The organism is Polaromonas sp. P1_F6 (assembly GCF_056405695.1).
This window is the reverse complement of sequence record NZ_JBFUBQ010000007.1, coordinates 81,861-105,108: the sequence shown is the minus strand read 5'-3', so window position 1 is coordinate 105,108 and position 23,248 is coordinate 81,861. Positions and strand designations below refer to the sequence as shown.

18 protein-coding genes are annotated in these 23,248 nt (G+C 61.0%); 14 read left to right on the top strand and 4 right to left on the bottom strand.

Translation table 11 applies throughout. From position 1 onward, the window contains the following. Positions 1-60 precede the first annotated feature (60 nt). From AC1DY9_RS18785 to AC1DY9_RS18735, 11 genes are all read left to right on the top strand, one after another. Entirely contained in the window at positions 61-1,572 is a 1,512-nt protein-coding gene (locus AC1DY9_RS18785) for an ABC transporter substrate-binding protein (RefSeq protein WP_457282795.1), read from the top strand. Between the two features lie 76 nt (positions 1,573-1,648). Then, a complete protein-coding gene (locus AC1DY9_RS18780; protein WP_457282713.1) occupies positions 1,649-2,566 on the top strand; it encodes an ABC transporter permease in 918 nt (305 codons plus the stop codon). Between the two features lie 9 nt (positions 2,567-2,575). After that, complete coding sequence (locus AC1DY9_RS18775) at positions 2,576-3,487, top strand: ABC transporter permease (RefSeq protein WP_457282712.1); 912 nt, start codon at positions 2,576-2,578, stop codon at positions 3,485-3,487. 12 nt (positions 3,488-3,499) lie between these two features. Next, positions 3,500-4,486: an ABC transporter ATP-binding protein gene (locus AC1DY9_RS18770; RefSeq protein WP_477667317.1), complete on the top strand. Its 987-nt coding sequence runs from the start codon at positions 3,500-3,502 to the stop codon at positions 4,484-4,486. Beyond that, a complete protein-coding gene (locus AC1DY9_RS18765) occupies positions 4,483-5,343 on the top strand; it encodes an ATP-binding cassette domain-containing protein (protein WP_477667316.1) in 861 nt (286 codons plus the stop codon). Before AC1DY9_RS18770 ends, AC1DY9_RS18765 begins: the two co-directional genes overlap by 4 nt. Before the next feature lie 55 nt (positions 5,344-5,398). Continuing rightward, positions 5,399-6,802: a M20 family metallopeptidase gene (locus AC1DY9_RS18760; protein ID WP_477667315.1), complete on the top strand. Its 1,404-nt coding sequence runs from the start codon at positions 5,399-5,401 to the stop codon at positions 6,800-6,802. Further along, the gene (locus AC1DY9_RS18755; protein WP_477667314.1) at positions 6,799-7,986 is read left to right on the top strand and encodes a M20 family metallopeptidase; all 1,188 of its coding nucleotides are present in this window, start codon (positions 6,799-6,801) and stop codon (positions 7,984-7,986) included. Before AC1DY9_RS18760 ends, AC1DY9_RS18755 begins: the two co-directional genes overlap by 4 nt. 779 nt (positions 7,987-8,765) lie before the next feature. Beyond that, positions 8,766-9,167 carry a hypothetical protein gene (locus tag AC1DY9_RS18750; protein ID WP_477667313.1) on the top strand — a complete coding sequence of 134 codons (402 nt, stop codon included), beginning with the start codon at positions 8,766-8,768 and terminating at the stop codon, positions 9,165-9,167. 47 nt (positions 9,168-9,214) lie between these two features. Further along, on the top strand, positions 9,215-9,598 hold the full coding sequence (locus tag AC1DY9_RS18745) for a hypothetical protein (RefSeq protein WP_477667312.1): 384 nt from the start codon (positions 9,215-9,217) through the stop codon (positions 9,596-9,598). A gap of 191 nt (positions 9,599-9,789) precedes the next feature. Then, positions 9,790-10,572 (top strand): hypothetical protein, encoded by a 783-nt coding sequence (locus AC1DY9_RS18740; RefSeq protein WP_477667311.1) that lies wholly within the window; start codon positions 9,790-9,792, stop codon positions 10,570-10,572. Between the two features lie 866 nt (positions 10,573-11,438). Continuing rightward, positions 11,439-16,229, top strand: coding sequence for a calcium-binding protein (locus tag AC1DY9_RS18735; RefSeq protein WP_477667310.1), 4,791 nt, complete (start codon positions 11,439-11,441; stop codon positions 16,227-16,229). 340 nt (positions 16,230-16,569) lie between these two features. Here the strand turns inward: AC1DY9_RS18735 and AC1DY9_RS18730 are convergent, their stop codons facing one another. After that, positions 16,570-17,475, bottom strand: a complete 906-nt coding sequence (locus AC1DY9_RS18730) for a LysR substrate-binding domain-containing protein (RefSeq protein ID WP_457278533.1) — start codon at positions 17,473-17,475, stop codon at positions 16,570-16,572. A gap of 243 nt (positions 17,476-17,718) precedes the next feature. On the opposite strand from AC1DY9_RS18730, the gene AC1DY9_RS18725 reads away from it, so the two are divergent. Continuing rightward, on the top strand, positions 17,719-18,369 hold the full coding sequence (locus AC1DY9_RS18725) for an FMN-dependent NADH-azoreductase (protein ID WP_457278534.1): 651 nt from the start codon (positions 17,719-17,721) through the stop codon (positions 18,367-18,369). Between the two features lie 125 nt (positions 18,370-18,494). Here AC1DY9_RS18725 and AC1DY9_RS18720 read toward each other — a convergent pair whose 3' ends face one another. After that, positions 18,495-18,851 (bottom strand): cyclophilin-like fold protein, encoded by a 357-nt coding sequence (locus AC1DY9_RS18720; RefSeq protein ID WP_457278535.1) that lies wholly within the window; start codon positions 18,849-18,851, stop codon positions 18,495-18,497. A 206-nt stretch (positions 18,852-19,057) separates the two neighbouring features. Then, entirely contained in the window at positions 19,058-20,203 is a 1,146-nt protein-coding gene (locus tag AC1DY9_RS18715) for an alpha/beta hydrolase (protein WP_457278536.1), read from the bottom strand. A 185-nt stretch (positions 20,204-20,388) separates the two neighbouring features. On the opposite strand from AC1DY9_RS18715, the gene AC1DY9_RS18710 reads away from it, so the two are divergent. Together AC1DY9_RS18710 and AC1DY9_RS18705 are read left to right on the top strand one after the other, a co-directional pair. Further along, a complete protein-coding gene (locus tag AC1DY9_RS18710) occupies positions 20,389-21,291 on the top strand; it encodes a LysR family transcriptional regulator (RefSeq protein WP_457278537.1) in 903 nt (300 codons plus the stop codon). A gap of 142 nt (positions 21,292-21,433) precedes the next feature. Next, on the top strand, positions 21,434-22,345 hold the full coding sequence (locus AC1DY9_RS18705; protein ID WP_477667309.1) for a TauD/TfdA dioxygenase family protein: 912 nt from the start codon (positions 21,434-21,436) through the stop codon (positions 22,343-22,345). Between the two features lie 343 nt (positions 22,346-22,688). On the opposite strand, the gene AC1DY9_RS18700 is transcribed toward AC1DY9_RS18705, so the two are convergent. Further along, a complete protein-coding gene (locus AC1DY9_RS18700; RefSeq protein WP_477667308.1) occupies positions 22,689-23,237 on the bottom strand; it encodes an NADPH-dependent FMN reductase in 549 nt (182 codons plus the stop codon). Positions 23,238-23,248 lie beyond the last annotated feature (11 nt).

Below are 23,248 nucleotides of genomic sequence, written 5' to 3'. Positions count from 1 at the left end.
GAGCCGTCTCCACTCCCCACGCCATGACGAAGGACTTTTATGAAGCAATTTTTCACCACGATGGTGCGTCAAAGTTTTGTGCTTGCGGCCTTCGGTGCAGGCCTGACTGCAGCCCATGCCGGCAAAGCCAACGACACCCTGGTTTACGCCTCGGACAGCGAGGTTGAAAACGTCAGCCCGTACCACAACAACATGCGTGAAGGCGTGATCCTGGCCAACCTGGCCTGGGACACACTGGTCTACCGTGACCCCAAAACCGGTGAGTTCAAACCCCAGCTGGCCACCGCCTGGAAATGGGAATCCGCCACCGCGTTGCTGGTCACCCTGCGCCAGGGTGTCACCTTCCACAACGGTGACAAGTTCAGTGCCGACGATGTGGCCTACACCTTCAATGTGGTCACGGCGCCGGAGGCCAAAATCGCCACGCGCCAGAACACGGGCTGGATCAAAAACGTCGAAAAGCTCGGCGACTACCAGGTCCGCATCAATTTGAAGGCGCCGTTTCCGGCCGCGATGGACTACCTGGCCGGGCCCACGCCGATCTACCCCGCCGCTTACATGAAGAAGGTGGGCCTGGAGGGCTACAGCAAGGCGCCCATTGGCACCGGTGCCTACAAGATCACCGCCGTGGTGCCAGGCCAGGGCGTGACCATGGTGAAGAACACGGCCTACTTCAAGGACAGCCCGGCGGGCCAGCCGAATATCGGCACGGTGAAGTTTGTGGTGATCCGCGACCCGGAAGCGCGCGTGGCCCAGCTGATGACGGGCGCGGTGGACTGGATCTGGCGCGTGCCGTCCGACCAGGCCGAGTCGCTCAAGTCCAGGCCCAACACCACCGTGCTGAGCGGTGAAACCATGCGCGTGGGTTTCATGTCGATCAACAGCAACGGCACCACGCCGGAAGCCCTGCCCTTCAAGGACATCCGCGTACGCCAGGCCGTCAACCACGCCATCAACCGCAAGGGCCTGGCCGACAGCCTGGTGCGCGGCGGCAGCCAGCCGGTGTATTCGCCGTGCTTTCGCACCCAGTTCGGCTGCGAAACCGAAAAAGAGGTGAAGTACACCTACGACCCGGCCAAGGCCAAGGCACTGCTGGCGGCCGCGGGTTACCCCAACGGCTTCGACACCGACCTGTGGGCTTACCGCGAGCGTGAATATGCCGAAGCCATGGTGGGCGACCTGCGCAAGGTGGGCATACGCGCACGCCTGCATTTTGTGCAGTACCCGGTGCTGCGCACCGAAATCTACTCGGGCCGCGCGCCGCTGACCTTCCAGTCCTGGGGATCGTTTTCCATCAACGACGCGTCCGCGTTTGTCGGCAACTACTTTGAAGGCGGCCCGGACGACACGGCCAAAGACCCGCAGGTGATCGCACTGCTGAAAACCGCCGACAGCACGGTTGACAAGACCGAGCGCAAGAAGAAATATGCGCAGGCCCTGCAGCGCATCAGCGAGCAGGCCTACATGGCGCCCATGTTCTCCTACTCCACCAACTACGCCTTCACGCCGGACCTCAAATTCACGGCGCATGCGGACGAGCTGCCACGCTTCATCCAGGCCAGCTGGAAGTAGCCACGATGGCCCGGCCGTGCGCCGCATGGCTGGGCTGACCCGCGCAGTCCGCTAACGCAACAACCGGGGCATTCCCATGCTGCAATACATATTCCGCCGCTTTCTGGTGGCCCTGAGCGTCATGCTCACGGTGGCCGTCGTCAGTTTCATGCTGCTGCACCTTTCCGGCGACCTGGCGGCCTCCATCGCCGGTGCCGAGGCCAACGCCGCAGCCGTCGAGGAAGTGCGCGTCCAGTACGGCCTGAACCGCCCCATCACCACCCAGTTTTTTGACTGGCTGTGGGGCGCGCTGCACCTGGACTTCGGGCGTTCGTTCTTCTTCCAGAACACCGTGATGGAACTCATCGGCGAGCGCCTGCCCATCACGCTCAAGCTGGGTGCCGTGTCCCTGCTGCTGGCGGTGTCGGTGGCGATTCCGCTGGGCGTGCTGGCCGCCGTCTACCGCGACACCTGGATAGACCGGCTGGCCTTGATGGTGGCGGTGGTCGGCCAGGCCATGCCCAACTTCTGGTTTGCGCTGACGCTGATCCTGCTCTTCGCCGTCGGGCTGCACTGGTTGCCCGTTGCGGGCAACACCACCTGGCAGCACTTTGTGTTGCCGGCCATTGCGCTGGGCTACTACGCCATGCCGTCGCTGATGCGCCTGACGCGCGCAGGCATGCTCGACGTGCTGGGCGCGGACTACATCCGCACTGCGCGCGCCAAGGGCCTGAGCCCGGCACGCGTGGTGTTCAAGCACGCCTTGCGCAACGCCATCATTCCGGTTGTCGCCCTTGCGGCCGTGGAGCTGGGCTTCATGCTGGGCGGCTCGGTCGTCATTGAATCGGTCTATTCCATGCAGGGCCTGGGCCAACTCGCCTGGGACTCCATTTCGCGCAACGACTACCCCGTGGTGCAGGCCGTGGTGCTGATCATCGCCGTGTTCTACATCGGGCTGACATTCCTGGCCGATGTCTTCAACGCCGCGCTCGACCCCCGCATGCGCACACGCTAGGACATCACCATGAACGCACCTTCCCTGACCGTTTCCGCCGCGCCGGCGCTGCCGCTGCCGCCCGTCCCCGCCTGGCGCCGCAGCCTGCGGCGTGTGCTGGGCCACCGCGGCATGACGCTGGGCAGCATCCTGCTGGGCCTGGCCGTGGTGGCCGCCCTGTTCGCGCCCTGGCTCAGCCCGCATGACCCGTATGCGCAAGACGTGACCCAGCGCCTGATCCCGCCGTTCTGGCACGACAAGGGCAGCTGGGAGCACGTCTTCGGCACCGACAAGCTCGGCCGCGACTACCTGAGCCGCCTTTTGTACGGCGCCCGCGTATCGCTGGGCATCGGGCTGGTCGCGGCACTGGTGTCCGGGCTGATCGGCACCACCATGGGCGTGCTGGCGGGCTATTTCGGCGGCCGCGTCGACGCCGTGGTCAGCTACATCATCACCACCCGGCTGGCCATGCCGGTGGTGCTGGTGGCGCTGGCCACAGCTTCCCTCATCGGCGGCTCATTGCAGGTGGTCATCATCCTGCTGGGCCTGTTGCTGTGGGACCGCTTCGCCATCGTCACGCGCTCGGCCACGCAGCAGCTGCGCGACGCCGAATTCATCGCCGCCGCCAAGGCGCTCGGCGCGTCCACGCCCTACATCCTGGTGCGCGAACTGCTGCCCAACCTGATGGGCCCGCTGACCGTGGTGGCCACGCTCGAGATGGCGCACGCGATCCTGCTGGAATCCACCCTCTCCTTCCTGGGCCTGGGCGTGCAGCCGCCCACGCCGTCGTGGGGGCTGATGGTGGCCGAAGGGAAGGCCTACATGTTCTTCCAGCCCTGGGTCATCCTGGTGCCCGGGGTGGTGCTGGCCCTGCTGGTGCTGGCCATCAACCTGGTGGGCGACGGCCTGCGTGACCTGACCGCGCCCGACGGCCGCAACTGAAAGGGAACCCCCATGGACATTTTGCTGGACGTGAAAAACCTGCGTGTGGACCTGCCGACACCGGGCGGCATGCTGCATGCCGTGCGCGGCATCGACTTCCAGGTGCGGCGCGGGGAAATGCTGTGCCTGGTCGGCGAGTCCGGCTGTGGCAAGTCGATGACGTCGCTTGCGCTGATGGGCCTGCTGCCGCGCAAGGCCGTGCGCACCGCCGACCACATCCGCTTCGGCGGTGTGGACCTGCAGGGACTGCCCGAGCGGGAAATGTCCGCGCTGCGCGGCTCGCGCATGGCGATGATTTTCCAGGAGCCGATGACGGCGCTGAACCCGTCGTACACGCTGGGCGACCAGCTGTGCGAGGCGCTGCGCGCACACCGCAAGGTCAGCATGGCCGAGGCGCGTGAGCGTGCGCTGTACCTGCTCGAACGCGCGGGCGTTCCGCAGGCCGCAGACCGTTTGCGGCAGTACCCGCACCAGCTATCGGGCGGCCTGCGCCAGCGCGTGGTGATTGCCATGGCCCTGATGTGCGAGCCGGACCTGATCATTGCCGACGAACCCACCACCGCGCTGGACGTCACCATCCAGGCGCAGATCCTTAGGCTGATCCGTGAGCTGCAAAAAGAGTTCGGCACCGCGGTGGTCTTCATCACACACGACCTCGGCGTGGTGGCGCGCATCGCAGACCGCGTGGCCGTGATGTATGCGGGCGAAGTGGTGGAAACCGCGCCGGTGGCCGAACTGTTCGCCCACCCCGCCCATCCCTACACCCGCGGGCTGCTCAACTGCATTCCGGTACGCGGCAAGACCCTGCCCGGCAGCCGCCTGCAGGCCATCCCCGGCGTGGTGCCCAGCCTGGTGGGCAAGGTAGAGGGCTGTGCCTTTGCCAACCGCTGCAGCCAGGTACAGGCAGGCTGCGCCGCCACCCCGCCCTATGTGGCGCTGGACGCGGAGCATGCCGTGCGCTGCGTCGCGGCTTCACCCTTGCTGGCGGAGGCCGCATGAACCCCACCACCCCTTTGGCAACGCCCCCCGGCGGCAGCGAAGACATTGCGCTGGAGCTGTGCGCACTCAGCCGCGTCTTCAAACTCAAGCGCGGGCTGTTCACAGCGCCCGGTGAAATCAGGGCGGTGAATAACGTCTCCCTGCGCATCCGCAAGGGCGAAACCCTGGGCCTGGTCGGGGAGTCCGGCTGCGGCAAAAGCACCCTGGCCAAGATGCTGCTCGGGTTGCTGCCGCCCACCTCCGGCAATGTGCTGGTCAACGGCAAGGAAGTCGACAGCAGCCAACGCCGCGCCCTGGCGCGCCACATCCAGCCGATTTTTCAGGACCCGTATTCATCACTGAACCCACGCCGCACGGTGGCAGGCATTGTCGGGGTGCCCCTGGCCCTGCACAAAGTGGGCACTGCGCAGGAACAGCAGCGCAAGGTACGCGAGATGCTCGACCTGGTCGGCATGCCCGAGCGCACGCACAGCCAGTACCCCAACCAGCTTTCGGGTGGGCAGCGCCAGCGCGTGGCGATTGCGCGAGCGCTGGTGCTGCGCCCCGACATCCTGATTTGCGATGAGCCGACATCGGCGCTCGACGTGTCGGTGCAGGCGCAGATCCTGAACCTGCTGATGGACCTGAAGGCAGAGTTTGGGCTGACCTACTTCTTTATCAGCCACGACCTGGGTGTGGTCGAACACCTGGTGGACCGCGTGGCCGTGATGCATCGCGGCGCCATCGTTGAGCTGGGCACGCGCGAACAGGTCTTTGCCCGGCCCGAGCACCCCTACACCCGCATGCTGCTGGCCTCTGCCCTCACGCCCGAGCCCGGGCTGGGCGTGCCGGACATTGCCGCCGAAGCCATCGCCTGACGTTTTACCCATTCATTTCAACCGCGCAATTTCCCTTCAATTTCAAGGACCTCTCATGAGCCGTACCCAAGCCGTGGCCCAGACCCTCGCCTGTTTCGACGACGGGCGTTTCCAGCAAACGCTGGACCGACGCGTTGCCTACAAAACCGAAAGCCAGGACGCCGCCAGCGGCCCCATCCTGCACGCCTATCTGCAGGACGAAATCACGCCCAAGCTCAAGGAGCTGGGTTTTGCCTGCCGCATCGTCGACAACCCGGTGCCGGGCAAAAGCCCTTTCCTGCTGGCCGAGCGCATCGAGCCCGGCGCCGCCTTCACCGTGCTGACCTACGGCCACGGCGACGTGGTGCGCGGCTACGATGCCCAGTGGCGTGAAGGCCTGAGCCCATGGAAGATCGTGGTGGACGGCAACCGTTGGTACGGCCGCGGCACCGCCGACAACAAGGGGCAGCACACCATCAACCTGACCGCGCTGGAACAGGTGCTGGCCGTGCGCAGCGGGCGCCTGGGCTACAACGTGAAAATCATCCTGGAAATGGGTGAAGAAGACGGCTCACCGGGCCTGAACGAGGTCTGTGCCCTGCACCGCGATGCGCTGGCGGCCGACCTGTTCCTGGCCTCCGACGGCCCGCGTGTGTCGGCTTCGCGCGCCACGCTGTTTCTCGGCTCGCGCGGCGTTTTCAACTTCGACCTGCACCTCAAGCTGCGCGACGGTGGCCACCATTCGGGCAACTGGGGCGGCCTTTTGCGCAACCCCGGCATCCGCCTGGCCCACGCGATTGCCAGCCTGGTGGACGCCCGCGGCCGCATCCTGGTGCCCGGCCTGCTGCCCACCGCCATTCCGGCCAGCGTGCGCACCGCGCTGCAGGACATCGAGGTCGGCGGCGGCCCGAACGATCCCGAGATCGATCCCGACTGGGGCGAGCCAGGCCTCTCGCCGGCCGAGCGCGTGATCGGCTGGAACAGCCTGGAGGTGCTGGCCTTCACCACCGGCAACCCGGCCATGCCAGTGCATGCCATTCCGGCCGAGGCACGCGCGCACTGCCACATGCGTTATGTGGTGGGCAGCGACCCGGCGAGTTTTCTGGCGCACATCCGCAAGCACTTGCTGGCCCACGGCTTTGACGATGTGGAAGTGCGCGGCACCGACGTGAACATGGCCGCCACCCGCCTCGACCCCGACAACGCCTGGGTGCGCTGGGGCATGGCTTCCATCGAGCGCAGCACCGGCCGCCGCCCGGCCCTGCTGCCCAACCTCGGCGGCTCGCTGCCGAACGACGTGTTTTCTGAAACGCTGGGCCTGCCCACGCTGTGGGTGCCGCATTCGTACCCCGCCTGCTCCCAGCACGCCCCCAATGAACACATCCTGGTGGACACCACCCGCGAATCGCTGCAGATCATGGCCGGCATGTTCTGGGACCTGGCTGAAGAAGGCGCCGGCGTGATGGAGGAATGCGCATGAGCGCCGCGATGAATGCCGTGACGAACGACGTACAAGTGCCAGGCTGCGCCGCCACCGAATGGCTGGCCGGCCAGCGCCCCGCCATGCAGGCGGCCCTGGCCACGCTGGTCGACATCGACTCCAGCAGCCACGACAAGCCAGGCACAGACCGCGTGGCCCAGGCCATGGCAGGCTGGCTGCAAACCGCGGGCATCAGCGCCGAACACCGCGGTGATGTCGCCGAGGGAGACGTGCTGCTGGCCCGCCTGCCGGGCGCGCAACCTGCGGCAGCGCCGGTGGTGTTAATGGGCCACCGCGACACCGTGTTCCCCACCGGCACCGTGGCCCAGCGGCCCTGGCGCGTGGACGGCGAGCGCAGCTACGGCCCCGGTGTGTCCGACATGAAGTCCGGCCTGGTGCTGCAATGTTTTGTGATGATGGCGCTGCAGAAGCTGCCGCTGCTGCCCTTCCCTGTGCTGGGCCTTTTCACGGCCGACGAAGAAATCGGCTCGCAAAACGGGCGCATCGCCATCGAAAACCACGCGCGCGGCGCGCGGGCAGTCTTCAACTCCGAACCCGGCCGCGTCAGCGGCAACCTGGTCACCGAGCGCAAGGGCGGCGCCACCTTTTTGATCGAAGTCACGGGCCGCGCCGCCCACTCGGGCATGAACCACGCCGACGGCGCCAGCGCCATCGGTGCCCTGGCGCAACTGGTCACCGCCTTGCATGCCTTGACAGATTACAGCTGCGGCATCACCACCAATGTCGGCCTGATCAGCGGCGGCATGTCGACCAACACCGTGGCGCCCGCCGCGCAGGCCAAGCTGGACGTGCGCTTTCGCACCCTGCCCGAACGCCAGGCGGTGTTCGCCAGCATCCACGCCCTGGCCGCCGCGCCCGGCGTGCCGGGTACCACCATCCGCATCACACAAATGTCGGAGTCGCTGCCCCTGGAGCCCGAAGCCAGCAGCGACCTGATGCGGCGCTACAAAACGAGTGCGGCCCAGGTCGGCTTCGACGTTGCCGGTGAAGCCACGGGCGGTTGTTCCGACGCCGGGTTCACAGCCTCGCTCGGTATTCCCACGCTGTGCGGCGTTGGCCCGGTGGGCGCCAAGGCGCATACCGATAACGAATACTGCTGTCTCGATACGTTGGTGCCGCGTGCGCAGGCGCTGGTCAAAACGGTGTTGAGCCTGGCGGCTTGAACTGGCTAGCCGCGGCGATGTGACAAGCAGCGGGTCAGCGCAAGCGCTCCTGTTTTTATAGCTTCTCGCGCTTTCCCCAATTGGCTTGCAGGCATATTTCTCATGAAGAATTGGGCTTTCAGTGGCTGACTACCGGTCCCGCCAGCGTTAAGAATGGGCATTGAGGCATCTGCCCACGACTGGTTGTAAGTAACGTAGAGATGGAGTGATCCCCTCGGGTCAGACTTCAGCGCAACTCAACAAGGTGATGAAAGATTTTGTGGCGACCTAACGATGGACGCCATTTGCTTCTGCGCTCAATTCTCTCGAAAAGGCGCCGTCTGCTCTAAGCGGCCGCGGTGTGGGCTGTTCATGTTCAGTTGTTGTGCCGTAGGTGAATTTTCACTATCGCGTGTAGGTTACCTCTGCCCGGTCCGCACCAAGCCGCTTGATTAAAACGTTTGCTGAACTTCCTCTGCGCTAACTAATGAAAACGACTTGTGGCGGCCAGACGACGAGTGCGATTTAATTTGGTTTGCCGGAGCCGTTCAACATAAACTGGCAGTGGCTACCAATAAATAACGAATGGGCAGGGAGTGTATGACTCAGGCAGAAGCAGCTGTGGCGAAGGAGACGCCAGCGCGCGCACAAAGAACCAATAAGACAAGTTGTATTGCCGCTGTTTGTGTCGCCAATGTGTCTACTTGCGCTGCAGCCTTCGGTTTGCTTGCCCTACGCCCGTTCGCCCGTTTTCATCGGGGGACCATCTACTCGGCCAATCCGGGTTTTCGGCTTGGGTGATGGCTTTCACCACCGTAACCAAACTCGAAACCATCGTGCCCATCGCCGCGGCGCGTGAGACAAACTTTAGAAAACTCGTGGGCCAGGGCTATATCTCCGGCCATGCCACGCAAGACAAAACCCATGAGCGCATGGACGCTGGGCCGTTGCCGACATTCACAAAGCCGATGCCCTTGTCTTCCAGCGTGACTTCGGCCGTGACCTGTGCGTCCTCAGGCACGACGATCATAAAAGCTTGTGCTTCGGTGACGCCGCCGCCTGTGGTGTGGATGGCAAGTTGCTTTACCACAGCCGAGGTCAAACTCAAAACCTTTCTCTACACCCGCTATGGCACCGTGCAAGCCCAAGTTAATCACGTGACAGCCGACGCGGTTTCAGTCCGGTGGAGCGCTCCACACTAGGGGCAGATTTCAGCGATTCACATCTAAAAATTACGAAGAACTCCGCAATGACAATCGGCATTAAAAAGAAGAAGCCAAAAATATTGGGCATACCAGCCGGAGTGATTGTTGGCCTATGTGTATTGGGATATGTCGTTTCACTAAATGGAGTTCATGACGAAATGATCGTATTTCCTCTAATATTTTTTCCAATGCTTGCCACCATTGGTGTTGCTGCGATCGCAAATTTGGCATTCTGGTTTGCAACCGGAAGCACACCAAATAAAGACTCGCCTGGCTCGCCGACAAACGATGAACGTTTGTTAGAGGCCGCGCAACGCCCTGATCGTTTCTGGCTTGTGGCGTGCTATCGCTACCTTCAGCCCATCACGATGGTCGGCGCGGGGTACATAGCAATCTGTCCAGTTATCGGTGTTGTTATTTTGAAGTAATAGATTTGGAGAATGAGTTTCCCAAGAGTCTATTCGCGTCGATACGGCTAGTGTTGATTCAATCGTAGACGTTGCCGCAGAGGAATCGAGGTCAATAGGTGTGACACCGTAAAAGAATTCAAATTTCAGGTATGTGCATGATCAACCTTTAAGAGTTACCGTTTAATACCAATAAATCACGGGGAGAAATAATGAACAAATCCATATCAAATCTCTTGTTGCTTAGGCAACTGCCCATGTGGCTAACCTTTAGCATCTTGGTCTCTTTGGTCGCTCCGGTCTTTGCGGTGGACGCTCAGCAACTAACGCCCCCAACCAAGAGTCGGCCACCGGCGGGCACGCCCTTACCTCCCGCTAATCCTGATATTGCCAAAACATGGCAACCGGAAGTTCGACAAACCGTCGAGGGCGCCATTGCGCTTTTTGGTGCAGAACGCCGTCAAGCGGAAGATCTACCAAGTATTGCTGAGATTGGGCGCGTGCTTGGTGCTGAACTGGTACCGCTCACTCTTGCAAAAGGAATTCCAGACGTCTATGCCGCAGCTTGGCGTATCCGCGGGCTTTCAGTGAGCCCGCCGTGGCCCATTGATACAGAGTTTCGCTTTGGCGACCCACGCAAAGGTGGTCCCCTATTGTGGAAATCGTTTCGATACAGTAGCCGCCCCAAAGCATACAGCTACGTCCTGGATATTCCCTTTGAAACCCAAAAATTCTGTCTAGATCCCTACGAGTTGGCCATCTACTTCGGTGCTGATTTTTCCGGAATGGATGGAGGACCACATAACACCACTCATTACCCGCCCAAGTACGAGTGGGAAATGTTCGCCCGTGCCAAGTCAGGTCTGTACTTCTCCAACAAAGGGTTCCACATCTATGTGGACACCAATGTGGTTGATGGGCAGCTTATCGACGCGCGTTGCGTGAAAGTTCTTTCAATTTCAAGCCAAAGATTTTCTGAGAAAGGCGCCAAATGACGACGCTCAATGCCAATGCACTAGCCAACCTGCGCGCCTCCAGCAGCGGCGTACCCGCCTTCTTTGTAATGCAGCTTGAGGGACTATTGAACAACCCCGCCATGACATCGCTTGAAGGGTTGCGCCAGGAACTCAATGCCGGAACGGCCACTATTCGATTACCTGTTCCAGGCGAGGTGATTCCCGCCGGCGCGCATGCTTTTTACGACAACAACAATAGCATGGTCATACAGGCTCAGTATCTACAGCGCTACTCCCAGCTACCTCAGGCGATTGACGACATCGCTCATGAGTTTCGACACCATGAGTTGAAACGTGATCGAGACGACGCCTATCGAATGCTGCAAAACCCCTCCAATTCTTTGTCTATCCGAGCGGATGAATTCCTAAAAGCGATGCTCGATGATGAAACAGCAAGCCGCCTAGCAGGCTACAGGGCCTTGAAGGAGCTGCCTACTGAGTACGCAGGGCAAGCACAGCGCCTGCTAGCTACAAATGAGTTGTACCGAAAATTCGCGGATTTGGAAGCGGCAGGTAAAACGGATGCCCAGCTTATTGATGAATCACGCAACGTCATGGCCGGCTATGACAGTCGACGATATATCGACAGCTTTTTGAGTGAAGTAAAAACCAGGTTAGCGTTAGATATCGATGAGGTTCAGGCGCTACGCACCCAGTTGAATACGACTTATCCCAACGTACTGGGATATACCGAAACCGAGGAGTATTTCGCCGACGGTAGTAGCCAATACACCATTGAGCATTCTGACGGCTCCACTGAAAAATGGGTTTATGACGCAGCAGGAAAGCTTTACTCTTCACCGGATTATTCCCTTGCGGACTGGATGCTTTCTTCGTTGAAAGACTTGTCATCCGAATTGAATACGTATTTTCTATCGGCCCGCAACCTAATCATCCGCCGTGACCCCTTAGTTCTGGACCTGGACGGCGACGGCCTAGAACTCTCAGCCGCCAGCGGTTCCACTCTCTTCGACCACAACGCCGACGGCATAAAAACCGGCACCGGCTGGGCCCGGCCAGACGACGGCCTCCTCGTGCGCGACCTCAACGGCAACGGCACCATAGACACAGGCCGGGAGCTCTTTGGTGTAGATACCATCAAGAGCAACAACACACTGGCTACCGATGGCTTTGATGCACTGCGTGACCTGGACGCCAATGGCGATGGTTTCATCACCAGTGCAGATGCTGCATTTGGTGAACTCAAGATTTGGCAAGACGCCAACCAGGACGGCATTACCCAGAGCGGCGAGCTCAAGACCCTGATCGAGCTCAACATCACCAGCATTGGAGTCAACGGCAGCAGCGCCGGCCCACAAGCGGGGCAAGTGATCAATAACAACACCGTGGCCCTGAGCGCCACCTTTACCCAGAACGGCCAGACGCATACTGTTGGCGCGATCGACCTCGAGACCAATAACTTCTTTACTGAGTTCCCGCCGGAGGTGGTGGACGAGGCCGGCAACCCCGTTCCCATCACCGAGCAAGCCCGGGCATTGCCGCAGATGAACGGTGCTGGCATGGTGCGCAACTTGCGGGCCGCCGCCAGCATTGACGGTGACTTTTCGAGCGCACTGCAAACTTTCGCCGCTGCCACCACGCGAGATGGCCAGCGCGGTCAGCTGGATGAACTTGTTCAGAAATGGTCTGAGACCTCCAGCTTCCCGGCAGGCTTGCTGGGTTCGGGCGGATTTAACATTATTTACACCCTGCCTCCTGGTGTGTCGCAGTCACACTTCACGAACATGGTGAACGTGCTGGAGAAGTTCAACGGCAGCCGCTTTTATAGCAAAGAAAGTGGCGGCCCCCGGCCCGCCGGCTTTGCCATACAGGCGACGACAGACCCCACCACAGGGAACGTTACCTATACCTATATCGTTAGCCCCCCAGCCCAGCAGGTCGCGTTGCTTCAGCAGGCCTACGACGCATTGAAAGAAAGTGTGTACTCCGCACTTGTTGTTCAGACGCGGTTGAAGCCCTACCTCGACAGCATTGAGCTGGCGATTGATGAGACCGGCGTTCATTTCGATACCACCGCTGCGCAGGCCATGGCCAACACCCGGGCTGTGAGTGACACGTACAACACAGCCATCGACCTGGTTGAGTTGCACAAGTACGCCTCCGCCACGGTTAAAGCAGTGGGCTGGGAACCTTATTTCACGCTTCAGAGCATTCTTGAAAACAACACCAGCACGCCTGAAATTCAGGCCATGCTTGCGGCGGAGCATGTTGCCGTACTGGGAAGCGGCGACACCAACCACGCGGTGCAGGACAACGCAAACTGGGCGGTGGTTGGCAGTGCCGGCGCCAACGTGATTTCTGGCGGCGGTGGCAACGACGAGTTGTATGGCGGCGCCGGCAATGACACCATCAATGGCGGTGCGGGCGTTAACCTGCTGGATGGCGGTGACGGTGACGACGTGCTGTACGCCGACCAAACCTCTACCTCCAACACCCTGATCGGTGGTGCCGGTAATGACACGCTGAGCGCGTTTTACTATGGCCCGAACAACAACGTGTTTGAAGGCGGAACCGGTGATGACAACATCGTCGGCACGTGCTTTACAGACACCTACAAGTTCAACCTGGGCGACGGGCAGGACACCATCACCGAGAACCAGTCCAACTTCAGGCCGACTGACACGCTGGTGTTTGGTGCGAATATTCTGGTTGCAGACATCAGCTTCGTTCGCGTGGGCAACGACATGGTGTTCAGCCACGCCAACGGCACCGACAAGATCACCGTCAAGGGTTGGTATGCCGATTCGGGTTACCAGATCGAGCGGGTCGAGTTTGCCGACGGCACTGTATGGCTGGAGCCAGTCCTGACCTCGGCCGGGCTGGAAGTTACCGGTACGGCCGGTAACGATGTGATGACCGGAACTGTCATGAACGACATCATTCATGGTGGCGCTGGCAACGACGACATCCGCGGAGGCGCAGGTGTGAACATCCTCGACGGCGGCGATGGCGACGACGTGCTTTATGGCGAGCAGAGTTCCACGTCCAATACCTTGATTGGCGGCGCCGGTAATGACACGCTGAGCGCTTTTTACTACGGCCCGAACAACAACGTGTTTGAGGGAGGCACAGGCAACGACACCATCGTCGGCACTTGCCTTACCGACACCTACAAGTTCAACCTGGGCGACGGGCAGGACACCATCACCGAGAACCAGTCCAACTTCAGGCCGACTGACACGCTGGTGTTTGGCGCGGGCATTCTGGTCAGTGATATCAGCATGGGTAGGTCAGGCAATGACATGATCTTCCGCCATGCCAACGGCACCGACAAGATTACGGTGACAGGCTGGTTTGCCGATGCCGGCTACCAGATCGAACAGGTCGCGTTCGCCGATGGCACGGTCTGGGATTCTGCCTATATGGCCAGTATGTCCGGCCTGACCCTGACGGGAACCGGCACTTTGCAGGGATCACAGTACGACGACGTACTGACCGGCATGGGTGCTCTGGGACACCTGATTGGTGGTGCCGGCAACGACCTGCTGACGGTTCCGCACAACACCGGCACGATTGGCGCGAACACCTATGAAGGCGGCACAGGCGACGATACGCTCATTGGCAGTTACGCGGGCGATACCTATGTCTTCAACCTGGGTGATGGCCACGACACCATCACTGATGATGTGCGCTTTTACCCCAATGCGGCTGCGCCAGATTATTTTGCTGCGCATCCGGACGACGAAGGCTACCGGGACACGCTGGTGTTCGGCGCAGGCATTACCCAACAAGACGTAACCGTCTCGCGCACCGGCAATGACGCCGTCTTCACGCTCAATAACGGCGCTGACAGCATCACCATCAAGGACTGGTTTGACGGCACCATCTTCAGCAGGCTGGAGAGAATTTCTTTTGCCGACGGCACGATATGGACGGGTGCGGCTGTGACGGCGGCAGCGTTGACCGTGACTGGCACAGCCGCAGACGACACGCTGGGCGGCACAAGCGCAGCAGATGTGTTCGACGGCCAGGCCGGAGACGATGCCTTGTACGGCGGCGAAGGTAACGACGTCTACCTGTACAGCCGGGGTGATGGTTCCGACACCATCATCGATTACGACGAGACGGCGGGCAACCTGGACACCCTGCGTTTCGACGGCACCGTGCTGGCTGGCGACGTGACCACCAGTCGCGACCAGCAGAACTTGTACCTCAGCATTCRGGGCACCACGGACCGAATCACTTTAGCGAACTGGTTTCTCGAGGATGCACGCAAGGTCGAACGCGTCCAATTCGCTGACGGCACGGTGTGGGATCAGCAGGCCCTTGCCGCTACATCTGCGTATGTGGGCACCGAAGGCCTGGACGTCATTACCGGAGGGGCCGGCAGCAACACCTTCAACAGCGCAGGCGGAGACGACTACATCTTCGACACCGCCGGCGGCAACGACGTGTACCTGTACAAGCGCGGAGACGGTTCAGATCACCTCTACGACCTGGACGCCACGGCCGGCAACATCGACACCGTGCGTTTCGACGCCAGTGTGCTGGCTGGAGACGTCACCGTCACCCGCGACCAGGACAACCTGTACCTGAACATCTCCGGCGGCACTGACCGCATCCAGCTCAGGAACTGGTTCAACGGCGACCAGTTCAAGATCGAGCAGGTCCAGTTCGCCGACGGCACCGTGTGGGACTCGCAAACCCTGGCCGCCTCGGCCACCGTCATTGCACTCAATGTCGTCGGTACAGCCGGCGACGACTACCTGTCGGGTGACCTCGGCAACGACACCCTGCAAGGACTGCAGGGAGACGATGTGCTTTACGGCCGCGAAGGCAACGACGTTTACCTGTACAGCCGGGGTGACGGATCCGACACCACCGTTGAGTACGACGAGACGGCAGGCAACACGGACACGTTCCGCTTTGACAGCACGGTGCTGGCCAGCGACGTGACCACCAGCCGCGACCAGCAGCACCTCTATCTCAATATCGCAGGAACAAACGACCGCATCACCCTGGGCAACTGGTTCCTCGACAGCGCGTACAGGATCGAGCGCGTTGAGTTCGCCGATGGCACGGTCTGGGATCAGGCCGCCCTGGCCACCACGTCTACCTACGTGGGCACTGCCGGTGACGACTTCCTGCTGGGCTCCAATGGCAACGATGTTTTGCGCGGTGACGGCGGTAATGACACCCTTTACGGCGGGGTCGGGCTCGATGTGCTGGAAGGCGGCGCGGGCAATGACTATCTCAACGGAGGCGCTGGAGCCGACACCCTGAGCGGAGGCACTGGTGACGACAAATTCTTCCTGGCTCGCGGCTATGGAAGTGACGCCATTGAGGAAGACGACGCCACGGCCGGCAACGTGGACATTGCCCAATTTGATGCCGGTATCGCCGCGGACCAGCTCTGGTTCCGTGAGGTCAACAACGACCTTGAGGTCAGCATCATCGGCACCGACGACAAATTCATGGTCAGCAACTGGTACTTGGACAGCCAGTACCATGTCGAGCAGTTCAAGACCAGCGGCGGGCTGACGTTGCTCAACACCCAGGTGCAAAACCTCGTGCAAGCCATGGCATCGTTCAGCCCGCCGGCAGCAGGTGAGACCACCTTGCCTGCCAGCTACCAGAACAGTCTGGCGCCGGTGATTGCTGCCAACTGGCAGTAATAGCGTTGAAGCATATTGCTCGCTGAAATCGCCCGACGGCTTCCGCCAGGTTGCCGTCGGCCGTGATTCCCGGCGGGCCCGGGCGCTATTATTTTTGTAGCTGCTTGCGCTTATCCCTGTTGGCTTGCAGCCATTTTTTTCGTGAAAAAAACAAGCTTTCGGGGCGCTATTTCCGGCCTCAACCTGCGCCCACAGGTCCCAAACCGCCTTTTTTCGCCGTTTTGACAGCTTTTCTGAGCATCGAAACCGCCTTCAGCCCAATAGGGACAAGCGCAAACAGCTATTAAATTCATAGCGCCTTACTTGCACTCGCGGCCGGCTAATCCGCCAGGCCAGGCCATCAAACCAGCTCTTCACCCCGCATCCGCTCCCCCAGAAAGTCCAGAAAGCTCCGGACCGCCGGAATCTGTCCGCGCCGCGAAGTGAACACCGCATGCGCCACACCGGGACGAAGCGCCCAGCCGGGCAGCACAGGCACCAGCAACTGCGCCTGCTGCTCTACCGCGCTCAGGGACTCGGGCAAAAAACTCATGCCGGTGCCCGCCAGCACGGCCAGCTTCAGGGTTTGCAGGTCGTCGGCCACATAACGCGGCTGGTGCTGCAGCACAAACTCTTTTCCGTCGGGGCCCAACAGCGTCCACGACGCCCGGCCGTCCACCCAGGACATGGCGACGGTGTCGAGCTTGTGCAGGTCTTCCGGTTTTTCCGGCGTGCCCTGGCGCCTCAGCAAATCCGGGCTGGCCAGCAGGCGCCCGGAGCCGGCACCCAGGTTTTTCACGATCAGGCTGCCGCTGTCTTCCAGCGTGGGCCGCACGCGCAGGGCAATGTCGATGCCCTCTTCCACCAGGTCAATCACCCGGTTGGTCACGCGCATGTCGACTTTCACGTGGGGGTGAAGCGCCATGTAGCGCGGCACCAGATAGCCCACCGTGCTTTGCGCCAGCGTCACCGGGCAGGTGATGCGCAGCGTGCCGCGCGGCTCGACCTGCATTTGCGCCACGGCTTCCGATGCGGCCAGCGCCTCGTCGCGCATGGCGATGCAGTGGCGCAGGTAAATCTCGCCAACCTCGGTCAGTGAAAGCTTGCGGGTGGTGCGCTGCAGCAGCCGCGCGCCCAGCCGCGCCTCCAGCTCGGCCACGCGGCGCGACAGGCGCGACTTGGGCAAACCCAGCGCCCGGCCGGCGGCGGCAAAGCCGCCCCGCTCCACCACTTCGGCGAAGTACAGCATGTCATTGAGGTCTTGCATGGGAAAAGTCCTTTCGTCGCCTTTACTCGCCTTGCGCCAGGTGCGATGGCGCCAGATCGAAGGCATTTCGTGATTTTGCGGTGTTTATTGTCTCATCAGTAGAACGATAAGTCGCATTATTGCCAACTTATCAAACACTCGACTCATCCGCACAATCTATCCCATGGCTGCGGTTCAAGGTGAACACGGCCTGAAAACCGGTTTATCCCACCCGATCAATCACTTCAATTCAAGGAATTCACCATGACCAAGCTTCTTCACATCGACTCCAGCATCCTTGGCGGCAACTCGGTTTCCCGCCAGCTCACAGCCCAGATCGTGGCCTCATGGCGCGCCGCCAACCCCGGCACCGAAGTCAGCTACCTCGACCTGGCAGCCGACACACCTTCCCACCTCTCCGCCGAATCACTCGGTTTCCGCATGCCTGCCGGCACCGCCCTGAGCGACGTGCAAAAGCGCGAAAACGCCGTGTCTGAAGCCCTGGTGACGCAATTCCTGGCCGCCGACGTGATCGTTGTGGGCGCACCGCTCTACAACTTCGCAATTCCCAGCCAGCTCAAGGCCTGGATCGACCGCATTGCGCAAGTCGGCCGCACCTTCAAGTACACCGACAAAGGCCCCGTGGGCCTGGCCGGCGGCAAGACGGTGATCGTGGCGTCCGCCCGCGGCGGCGTCTATTCAACCAGCGACGCGATGACAGCCCTGGAACACCAGGAGAGCTACCTGAAAGTGGTGTTCGGCTTCTTCGGCATCACCGACGTGCGTTTTGTGCGCGCTGAAGGCCTTGCCATGGGCGAAGCCGCCAAGGCTGCCGCACTGGAAGCTGCGCAGATTGAAATCGTGACCCACACGCAAAAGCCTGCCAACCAGGAAAAAGCCGCGCTGGCGGCCTGAGCCACAGGCGTCCGGCACCCATGCCGGAACGCCGTACGGAAAAAAGCCCGCAACTGCGGGCTTTTTCGTTTTCGCCAACATCATCGGCCTGATGCACACGGCCCGACACGTTGCGCCGTGCAGCGTCATGGAGGAGCGTGTTCAACCCTCACCGCCACGGGGCCGGGGCGCCGCATGGCGTCCAGCCCTGAATCAAGCCGCCCGAGCCGAACCAGGCCGTCTGAAAAAGCGAAGTCCTTGTGATAAATCGCCAGATTGCCCCACGGAGCGTAATAACCGATATCGCCGGTGGAGGGCTTGTGCCCCACCGGCGCACCCTTCGTTGACAGCGCACGCGGCAAATCAGCGACTTTTTCCGTGGCCGCGTAGTCTTTCAGGACCAGGTTCAGCGGAAGCAGTGCCGCAAAATCTCTGGCGCTGTCATTGCTGTCAAGTGTTGCCGTCGCAATGACGATGCCATCCACGCTCATCTGAATTTTCATCACGGGTGCCTTCCTGCGGGGCGTCGGGTCAGATGGTTGTTGGGAAACTGCCCGAGTGTCGCCGCCCGCAGCAGCGAGACTACTCGCGCAAAGCAGTGGAAGCATCAGCGAGGCGCAAAACCTCCGTCTGCGCGCGGCGAAGTGAAAGGCGGTCTCGCGTTCGACGCAGACGCCGCTCACCACATTGATGATCGCCCGAACCGCCATCAGGCGCCGGTCTGCACCAGGTGCTTGCCGAAGAACGCAGTCAGCTTGCCCCACGGAATCATCGTCACCCGGTCATACAGATCCACGTGGCCGGCGCCCGGAACAATAAACAACTCCTTCGGTTCAGCGGCCCGCTTGTAGGCGTCTTCGCTGAATTCTTTCGAGTGCGCCTGGTCGCCCGTGATGAACAACATGGGGCGAGGCGAGATCGTCTCGATGTCATTGAACGGGTAAAAGTTCATGAACTTGACGTTGCTGGCCAGGGTCGGGTGCGTGGTGGTTCGCGGCGATCCGCCCGTGGGCGTGTATTCGCCTCGCGGTGTGCGGTAGAAGTCGTAAAACTCGCGCTGGATGGGGTGCGTGTCCGCCGTCAGTTGATGCACGGTGCCACTGGTGTACTGGATCGCACCGCCTTTGAATTCCACATCGCGCTGCTCGGCGGCGGCGGCAATGATCTGCTTGCGCTGCTCGAGCGTCTGCGAATGATTGAGGGCGTCGCGGTTGGCCGCGCCCATGTCGTACATGCTCACTGTGGCGATGGCTTTCATGCGCGGGTCAATCTTCGCCGCACTGATGACAAAACTGCCACTGCCGCAAATCCCGATGGCGCCGATCTGCTGCCTGTCGACAAACGCCTGGCTACCGAGGTAATCCACTGCAGCGCTGAAGTTCTCGGCGTACAGGTCCGGCGCAACGGCATTGCGCGGCTGGCCGTCGCTGCCGCCCCAGAAAGCGAGATCCAGGGACATGGCCACAAAGCCCTGCTCCGCCATCTTGGTGGCGTACAGGTTCGCGCTTTGCTCCTTCACCGCACCCATGGGGTGGCCCACAACGATGGCCGGGTTGCGTTTTTTCCGGTCAAGCGTTTTGGGAATGAAAAGATTCGCCGCGACGTTCATCCGGTACTGATTCCTGAAAGTCACCTTCTGCATGGTCACCTTGTCGCTCTTGTAAAAGTTATCGGCACCACCGGGCCTGCCTGGTATGGCCGGCGTATCCGCCGCAAAGGCAGCGCCTCCAACGGTCGAAAGCATGCCGGCCGCAGCCACGCCTGTTCCAGTCATTCTCAAAAACTCACGGCGACCAGAGGCGTCGCTGGACAGTTCGACCGCTGCGCGGCCGTCGTTCTCTGATGGTGTTTTCATGGTCGATGTTCCTCTTTGGTTGGGTCAGAAGGCACTACGCGTGACGGTTGCCCTTGTTCGACGTGGTCCGTGTTCCGTTCGCAGTTCCTGAAGTTTGCCAAGTACCTTTAACATTGACTAGGTAATGAATTCTTAATGAATTTGTTAGTATGGCTAATCAGTAGCCCACGAAACAGAGACCCGCAATGCCTCGACGCAATCTCAACGACCTCTTGGCCTTCGTCACCGTGGCGCGCCAAGGCAGCTTCACCCGGGCCGCCGCCACGCTGGGTGTGACCCCGTCAGCGCTGAGCCAGGCCATCCGGGGGCTGGAAGAAGGCTTGAAGATCCGGCTGCTCACACGCACCACACGCAGCGTCGCGACGACATCTGCAGGCGAGCGGCTGATGAAGGCGATCGGCCACCGCTTTGACGAAATCGAGTCTGAACTCGACGCATTGACCGACCTGCGCGACAAACCTGCAGGCACCGTGCGCATCACGTGTGGCGACCACGTGCTGCAAAGCACCCTGCTGCCCAAGCTCGCGCCACTGCTTCGCGAGTATCCGGACATCAAGCTGGAGTTCGACGTGAACTATGGTTTTCGCGACATCGTGGCCGACCGTTTTGATGCCGGCGTACGCTTGGGAAACACAATCGACAAAGACATGATCGCCTTGCCCATCGGCCCGCCGCTGCGCATGGCAGTAGCGGCTTCACCCGGTTATTTTGCGGTCCATTCCATCCCCAAAACACCGCACGACCTCACCGCACACCAGTGCATCAACCAGCGCATGCCTACTTCCGGCGGGTTGTACGTCTGGGACTTTGAGCGCCGCGGTCGGCAGGTCAATGTCCGGGTGGATGGCCCGCTGATCTTTAACACGACAACGCCGCAGGTCGACGCGGCACTGGCGGGGTTGGGCATCGCATTGCTGCCGGAAGACGAACTGACGGCGCACATTGAAGCCGGGCGGCTGGTGCGCGTTCTGCAGGACTGGTGCCCAAAATTTTCCGGCTACCACCTGTACTATCCCAGCAGACGCCAGCCTTCACCGGCCTTCTCGCTGGTGGTGAAAGCGTTGCGAGTGAGTGGATCCGATAGATAAGATGGTTGGCGCCCTCGTGTGGCGAAGCCGAACAGACTTAAAAGTAATTAACAAACGACGAATAGGTAGTTCGCTTTGCACGGCGGCACTCCTACATTTATAGGCTGACCGGCGCCCCAGGACGCAGATGAGAAAGATGAAGATGACAGCGACTTTGACTCCGAACGACCGTGCCGATGCATCGGCAGCAACGCATACCCAATCCTCCATCGAGATCCGGCCTTTTGAMGCCCCGCTGGGCGCCGAGGTGCTGGGCATGGATTTGTCCACACCGCTCACCACAGCTGACTTCTGCCGCATCCACCGCGCACACCTGGACCACCACGTGCTGGTCTTTCGCGACCAGCGCATCACGCCGCAGCAACATGTTGATTTCAGCCGCCGCTTTGGGCCGCTGCAAATTCATGTGTTGAAAAACTTCCAGTTGCAAAACCACCCTGAAATCCTGATCGTCTCCAACATCAAGGAAAACGGCGAACCCATCGGCCTGGGCGACGCCGGCCATTTCTGGCACTCTGACCTGTCATACAAGGACAAACCCAGCCTGGGCTCATTGCTGCATGCCCAGGAGTTGCCCTCCGAAGGCGGCGACACCCTCTTCGCCAACCAGCACACCGCCTGGGACACCCTGCCCGACGCGCTGAAGACAGCTGTGCAGGGCCTGCGCGCCGAACACACCTACCTCGCCAAATACGAAGAGCTGCGCAGCCGCAACCCGTGGCGACCCAAGCTCACACAAGAGCAGGTTGAAGAGGTCAAGCCGGTGGTCCACCCGGTGGTACGCACCCACCCTGAAAACGGCCGCAAGGCGCTTTTTGTCAGCGAGCATTTCACCACCCGCATCCTGGGCATACCAGAGGACGAAAGCAAAGCGCTGCTCAGCGAACTGTTCGAACACACCTCACGCCCCGAACTCATCTACCGCCACCAATGGCAGCCGCACGACATGGTGTTCTGGGACAACCGCTCAGTCACCCACCTGGCAGCAGGCACCCCCGACCACCTGCGCCGCAAGCTCTACCGCACCACCATCGAAGGCGACGCCCCGTTTTAAGCAGAAGCCTGCGTCCGCTATTCGGGTTTCGGTTTTAGGTATCCCGGTTTCAGGTATTCCTCGACCCCACCCCTTCTGTATGCGCCGAGGAGCGCAGGGCCAGACGGATCAGGGCAAAAACTTGTTTGAGCCGAAGGCGAGTTGTTTTTGACCCCGGCTGGACCGAGCACCGCAGGCTGCCCGTAGCGAAGCGAAGGGACGCAGACAGCAGGGTCGCCTTTTCTTTGCTTACTTTCTTTTGGCGAAGCAAAAGAAAGTGAGTTGCATGCCGGGCAACCCCCGGCCAACCACTCTCAGCAAAAAGCGTAGCCGCCGAACAAGAGCAGCAACGGGAAACGCAAGCTCAGGCGTGCTTCTTAACCCACCCCACATAAGCATCCACCCACCCCTGCAAAAACTTGCGGCTGCCTTCACTGATGCTGCCATCAGCGTCGTACAAACCTTCCTTGTTGTGGACAAAAGCCTCAGGCTGCCCCAGCGTAGGCACATTCAGGTAGGCCAGGATATTGCGCAGGTGCTGCTGGGCAAGCGCGGTGCCAATGGCGCCAACCGATGCTCCAATCACGCCGGCAGGCTTGCCGTCCCATGCACTCTGGCCATAAGGCCGTGAGGCATGGTCAATGGCATTTTTCAGCACACCGGRAATCGAGCGGTTGTATTCAGGCGTGACAAACAGCAGGCCCTGCGCCGCCTTGATCTCGCCCTTGAGCCGCTTCACCTCTGCCGACGGATTCCCGTCGTCGTCCTGGTTGTAGGGCGGCAGGTCGTCAATGCGCACATGCGTGAAGCTGAAGTCCGCGGGAAACAGCTTTTCAAGCGCGCCTGCGAGTTTTTTGTTGAACGAGTCCTTGCGGATGCTGCCGACGACGACGGCGATGTTGTATTGGGCCATGGGGTTCTCCA

What these genes read in the sequence shown, in the direction of transcription:
- AC1DY9_RS18785 (WP_457282795.1), top strand. Translation starts at nt 61, where the DNA reads ATGGTGCGTCAAAGTTTTGTGCTTGCGGCCTTCGGTGCAGGCCTGACT.
- AC1DY9_RS18780 (WP_457282713.1), top strand. Translation starts at nt 1,649, where the DNA reads ATGCTGCAATACATATTCCGCCGCTTTCTGGTGGCCCTGAGCGTCATG.
- AC1DY9_RS18775 (WP_457282712.1), top strand. Translation starts at nt 2,576, where the DNA reads ATGAACGCACCTTCCCTGACCGTTTCCGCCGCGCCGGCGCTGCCGCTG.
- AC1DY9_RS18770 (WP_477667317.1), top strand. Translation starts at nt 3,500, where the DNA reads ATGGACATTTTGCTGGACGTGAAAAACCTGCGTGTGGACCTGCCGACA.
- AC1DY9_RS18765 (WP_477667316.1), top strand. Translation starts at nt 4,483, where the DNA reads ATGAACCCCACCACCCCTTTGGCAACGCCCCCCGGCGGCAGCGAAGAC.
- AC1DY9_RS18760 (WP_477667315.1), top strand. Translation starts at nt 5,399, where the DNA reads ATGAGCCGTACCCAAGCCGTGGCCCAGACCCTCGCCTGTTTCGACGAC.
- AC1DY9_RS18755 (WP_477667314.1), top strand. Translation starts at nt 6,799, where the DNA reads ATGAGCGCCGCGATGAATGCCGTGACGAACGACGTACAAGTGCCAGGC.
- AC1DY9_RS18750 (WP_477667313.1), top strand. Translation starts at nt 8,766, where the DNA reads ATGGCTTTCACCACCGTAACCAAACTCGAAACCATCGTGCCCATCGCC.
- AC1DY9_RS18745 (WP_477667312.1), top strand. Translation starts at nt 9,215, where the DNA reads ATGACAATCGGCATTAAAAAGAAGAAGCCAAAAATATTGGGCATACCA.
- AC1DY9_RS18740 (WP_477667311.1), top strand. Translation starts at nt 9,790, where the DNA reads ATGAACAAATCCATATCAAATCTCTTGTTGCTTAGGCAACTGCCCATG.
- AC1DY9_RS18730 (WP_457278533.1), bottom strand. Translation starts at nt 17,475, where the DNA reads ATGCAAGACCTCAATGACATGCTGTACTTCGCCGAAGTGGTGGAGCGG.
- AC1DY9_RS18725 (WP_457278534.1), top strand. Translation starts at nt 17,719, where the DNA reads ATGACCAAGCTTCTTCACATCGACTCCAGCATCCTTGGCGGCAACTCG.
- AC1DY9_RS18720 (WP_457278535.1), bottom strand. Translation starts at nt 18,851, where the DNA reads ATGAAAATTCAGATGAGCGTGGATGGCATCGTCATTGCGACGGCAACA.
- AC1DY9_RS18715 (WP_457278536.1), bottom strand. Translation starts at nt 20,203, where the DNA reads ATGAAAACACCATCAGAGAACGACGGCCGCGCAGCGGTCGAACTGTCC.
- AC1DY9_RS18710 (WP_457278537.1), top strand. Translation starts at nt 20,389, where the DNA reads ATGCCTCGACGCAATCTCAACGACCTCTTGGCCTTCGTCACCGTGGCG.